The 4911-nt window shown below is 71.4% G+C and carries 4 protein-coding genes; all 4 read left to right on the top strand.

Translation table 11 applies throughout. The features are described 5' to 3' along the window. The coding region (gene infB, locus AB0A74_RS42460; protein ID WP_358258879.1) for a translation initiation factor IF-2 at window positions 1-2587 on the top strand (2587 nt) is incomplete at its 5' end. 65 nt (window positions 2588-2652) lie between these two features. After that, window positions 2653-2949, top strand: a complete 297-nt coding sequence (locus AB0A74_RS42455; protein ID WP_041315031.1) for a DUF503 domain-containing protein — start codon at window positions 2653-2655, stop codon at window positions 2947-2949. A gap of 48 nt (window positions 2950-2997) precedes the next feature. Continuing rightward, the gene (gene rbfA, locus AB0A74_RS42450) at window positions 2998-3447 is read left to right on the top strand and encodes a 30S ribosome-binding factor RbfA (RefSeq protein ID WP_343934556.1); all 450 of its coding nucleotides are present in this window, start codon (window positions 2998-3000) and stop codon (window positions 3445-3447) included. Window positions 3448-3457: 10 nt separating this feature from the next. After that, the gene (locus tag AB0A74_RS42445; protein ID WP_358258877.1) at window positions 3458-4444 is read left to right on the top strand and encodes a bifunctional oligoribonuclease/PAP phosphatase NrnA; all 987 of its coding nucleotides are present in this window, start codon (window positions 3458-3460) and stop codon (window positions 4442-4444) included. Window positions 4445-4911 lie beyond the last annotated feature (467 nt).

Raw genomic sequence — 4911 nt, 5'->3', positions numbered from 1 at the left:
GCCGCGTCCCGGCCCGCGTCAGCAGCCGGCCGCCGCGCAGGGCGGTCCGTCCGTCGTGCCGCCGAAGCCGCAGGCCCCCAAGCCCGCGGGTCCGCGCGCGCCGCGTCCGGGCAACAACCCCTTCGGCGTGGGCGGCGGCGCTCCGGCTCCGCGTCCGGCCCCGCCGCGTCCTTCCCAGCCCGGTCCCGACCGCGGCGAGCGCGGTGGCGCGCCCAAGCCGGGCGACCCGCGGCCGGCCGGCCCGCGTCCCGGTGACCCGCGTCCGGGCGGTCCCCGTCCCGGCGGCGGCGCCGGCTCCGGCGGTCCGCGCCCGAACCCGGGCAACATGCCGCCGCGGCCGAACCCGGGCATGATGCCCGGTCGTCCGGCAGGCCCGCGGCCCGGTCCCGGCGGCGGTGGCCGTCCGGGCGGTGGCCCCGGTGGCGGTGGTCGTGGCCCCGGTGGCGGCGGCGGTCGTCCCGGTGGCGGCGGTGGCGGCGGCTTCCGCGGCGGTCCCGGTGGGGGCGGCGGCGGTGGCGGCTTCCGCCCCGGCGGTGGCGGTGGCGGCGGCGGTGGCTTCCGCGGCGGTCCCGGCGGCGGCGGTGGCGGTGCCCCGGCCGGCGGTGGCGGCTTCCGCGGTGGCGGCGGTCGTCCCGGTGGCGGTGGCCCCGGCGGTCGCGGTGGCGCGGCCGGCGCCTTCGGTCGTCCGGGTGGTCCGGCGCGTCGCGGACGCAAGTCCAAGCGGCAGAAGCGCCAGGAGTACATGGACAACATGCAGGCGCCTTCGGTCGGTGGCGTCCGCCTGCCCAAGGGCAGCGGCGAGACCATCCGCCTGCCGCGCGGCGCCTCGCTGACCGACTTCGCCGACAAGATCAACGCCAACCCGGCTTCGCTGGTGCAGGTGCTGTTCCACCTCGGCGAGATGGTCACCGCGACGCAGTCGGTGTCCGACGAGATCCTGGAGCTGCTCGGCTCCGAGATGAACTACGTCGTGCAGGTCGTGTCCCCCGAGGAGGAGGACCGCGAGCTGCTGGAGACGTTCGACATCACCTACGGCGACGACGCCGGTGGCGAGGAGGACCTCCAGGTCCGCCCGCCGGTCGTCACCGTCATGGGTCACGTCGACCACGGCAAGACGCGCCTGCTGGACACCATCCGCAAGGCGAAGGTGGCCGAGGGCGAAGCGGGTGGCATCACCCAGCACATCGGCGCCTACCAGGTCCGCACGGAGCTGGAGGGCAACGAGCGCCTCATCACCTTCATCGACACCCCGGGTCACGAGGCGTTCACCGCCATGCGTGCCCGCGGCGCCAACTCGACCGACATCGCGGTCATCGTGGTGGCGGCCGACGACGGCGTCATGCCGCAGACGGTGGAGGCGATCAACCACGCCCAGGCGGCCGAAGCGCCGATCGTGGTCGCGGTCAACAAGATCGACAAGGAGGGGGCCAACCCCGCCAAGATCCGCCAGCAGCTCACCGAGTACGGGCTGGTCGCCGAGGAGTACGGCGGCGACACCATGTTCGTGGACATCTCGGCCAAGCAGGGCATCAACATCGACGGCCTGCTGGAAGCGATCCTGCTGACCGCCGACGCCTCGCTCGACCTGCGGGCCAACCCGGAGATGGAGGCGCAGGGCGTCGCCATCGAGGCGCACCTCGACCGCGGTCGCGGTCCGGTCGCCACGGTCCTGGTCCAGCGCGGCACGCTGCGCGTGGGCGACTCGATCGTGGCGGGCGCCGCCTACGGTCGCGTGCGCCGCATGGTGGACGAGCACGGCGTGGACGTCACCGAGGCGTACCCGTCGCGTCCGGTCCAGGTCATCGGCTTGACCTCGGTGCCCGGCGCGGGCGACACCTTCCTCGTGGTCGAGGAGGACCGGGTGGCCCGGCAGATCGCCGAGCGCCGCCAGGCCCGCAACCGCAACGCCATGAACGCGGCGAAGCGCAAGCGCGTCAGCCTGGAGGACCTCGACGCCGCGCTGAAGGAGACCAGCCAGCTCACGCTGATCATCAAGGGTGACAACTCGGGTACCGTCGAGGCCCTGGAAGACGCCCTGATGAAGATCGAGGTCGGCGACGACGTCGAGCTGCGGGTCATCCACCGCGGTGTCGGTGGCATCACCGAAGGCGACATCAACCTCGCCGTCGCGGGTAGCGCGATCGTCCTGGGCTTCAACGTCCGGGCCGAGGGCAAGGCCACCGAGCTGGCCAACCGCGAGGGTGTGGACGTCCGCTACTACACGGTGATCTACCAGGCGATCGACGAGATCGAGCAGGCCCTCAAGGGCATGCTCAAGCCGGAGTACGAAGAGGTCCAGCTGGGCCGCGCGGAGGTCCGCGAGGTCTTCAAGTCCTCCAAGGTCGGCACGATCGCGGGTTGCATGGTGCTGTCGGGCGAGATCCGCCGCAACGCGCGGGCCCGCCTGCTGCGCGACAACAACGTCGTCCAGGAGAACCTGCCGGTCAGCTCGCTGCGGCGGTTCAAGGACGACGCGACCGAGGTCCGCGAGGGCTTCGAGTGCGGTCTGACGCTGGGCAACTACTCCGACCTCAAGGTCGGCGACGTCATCGAGACCTTCGAGATGCGCGAGAAGCCGCGCGTCTGATGTTCTCCCGGCCGCCGGGGGCTCTCCGCGAGGGGAGCCCCCGGCACCACCCACGGTGATCACATTTGTACGTAGGTGCCCTTGAGCTGGACGTGCTGCTCGGCGACGTCCACTCGTTGAAGCAGAAGCGGTCCGTGGTGAAGCCCGTCGTGGCCGAACTGCGGCGCAGGTTCGAGGTGTCCGTCGCCGAGGCGGGCCACCTGGACCTGCACCGCCGAGCGCTGATCGGAGTGGCGGCCGTCGCCGCCGATGCCGAACATGTCAGGGACGTCCTGGCCGCGTGCGAGCGGCTCGTCGCGGGACGCCCCGAACTGGAACTTCTCTCCGCCCGCCACCGGTTGGTCGGGCCGGAGGACGACTAGCCGGCCGGTCGCCGCGTTCGACCGCCGGGGTGTGAAGGAGGGAGCGCCGTGGCCGACCAGGCACGTGCGCGCAAGCTGGCCAAGCGGATCTCGCAGATCGTGGCCTCCGCGCTCGAACACGAGGTGAAGGACCCGCGCCTGGCGCGCGTGACGATCACCGACACGCGGGTGACCGGCGACCTGCACGACGCGACGGTCTACTACACCGTGCTGGGCGAGAAGCTCGACTCGGAACCGGACCTCGCGGGCGCCGCGGCGGCCCTGGAGAAGGCCAAGGGCGTCCTGCGGACGATGGTCGGCCAGCAGACCGGGGTGCGGTTCACGCCGACCCTGTCGTTCGTCACCGACACCGTGCCCGAGGCGGCCCGGCAGATGGACGAACTCCTGGCCAAGGCCCGCGAGCAGGACGCCGAGGTGGCCCGCCTGGCTTCGGGTGCCGAACCCGCGGGTGAGGCAGACCCGTACAAGGCCCCTCGCGAAGCCGAGGAAGCCGACTAGCGTTCCTGTCGTGTCCACTGACCTGAACGCCCCCCTGCGGGCCGCCGCCCGGACCCTGACCGACGCCACCGACGTGACCCTCCTGGCCCACGTGAACCCGGACGCCGACGCCCTGGGCAGCGCCCTGGCCCTGGGCCTGGTCCTGCACCGGATGGGCAAGCGGGTGCGCGTGTCCTTCGGCGCACCGGACGAGGTGCCGGAAACCCTGCGGGACCTCGACGTCGAGGGCTTGCTGGTCCCGGCCGCCGCCGTGCCCGAGGCCCCGGAGGTGCTGGTCGCCCTGGACACCGGCTCGGTCAAGCGCCTGGGTCCGCTGGCGGACCGGGTGGACAGGGCCGGCGCGGTGATCGTCCTGGACCACCACGTGTCGAACCCCGGGTACGGCACGGTCAACGTCGTGGACGACACGGCGGAGGCCACGGCGCTGGTCGTGCTGCGCCTGCTGGACGAGCTGGGTGTGGAGCTGGACGAGCCGGTCGCCAGGTGCGTCTACGCGGGCTTGGTGACCGACACCAGGTCGTTCCGCCACGCGTCCTCGGCCACCCACCTGGTGGCCGCGCGCCTGCTCGACGCCGGCGTGGACGCGGAGGCGGTCGCCAGGCCGTTGATGGACTCTCACCCGTTCGGGTACCTGGGCATGTTGGCGAAGGTCCTGTCGAGGGCCACCCTGGAACCGTCGGGCGCAGGCGGCCTGGGCTTCGTCCACGCGGTGGTGACCTTGGAGGACGCCGAGGGCCTGCGGCCGGAAGAGGTCGAGAGCGTGGTCGACCTGGTGCGCACCACGGCGGAGGCCGAGGTCGCCGCCGTGCTGAAGGAGCTGCGCCCGGCTTATTGGTCGGTGTCACTACGCGCGGTGTCGAAGGTGGACGTCCGAGAGGTGGCGCAGCTACTAGGTGGCGGCGGCCACCGCCTGGCTGCGGGCTTCACGGCCAAGGGCGACGCAAACGACGTCATCACCAAACTACGAGAAGCCCTCGAAACCATCACCAGCGCTTAACACCCCCGACGCAACCCGCGCTCTGGGCGCGAAGCGCCAAGCGGGCAGTCCACCGGAGTGGACACAACCCAACCTGGGCTTCTTGCTTGTGTCATCTCCGTATGGCCCGCCCGAAGGGCTACCGCATTTTCCCGGGGTTGGGCCAAAAAGTTTTGCGAGGGACGAGCAAAAGTTTTTCGACCAACCCCGGGAAAATGCGGTTGGCTTTGCCGGGTCATGCGGAGATGGCACAAGCAAGGAGCCCCCGCCTTGGTAGTTGTGTCCATCTCTGGTGGCTCGCCCGCCGGCGAGGCTCTTTTACGCTTTGAAATTACGCTGTCGCTAATCAAATCCACGCTTCGCGGGTCTTCACGCAACGCGCTCCGCGCTAATCAAGGATGAACGCGCTTCGCGCTTGAGAGCGCTTCGCGCGTCGCGCGAAGCGCTCTCAAGCTTAAAAGCGGCCGGGAGGCCTCCAGTGGGGGGAA

This window comes from Saccharothrix sp. NPDC042600 (assembly GCF_040647305.1).
Classification (GTDB): domain Bacteria; phylum Actinomycetota; class Actinomycetes; order Mycobacteriales; family Pseudonocardiaceae; genus Actinosynnema; species Actinosynnema mutabilis.
This window is presented reverse-complemented; position numbering and strand designations above follow the sequence as displayed.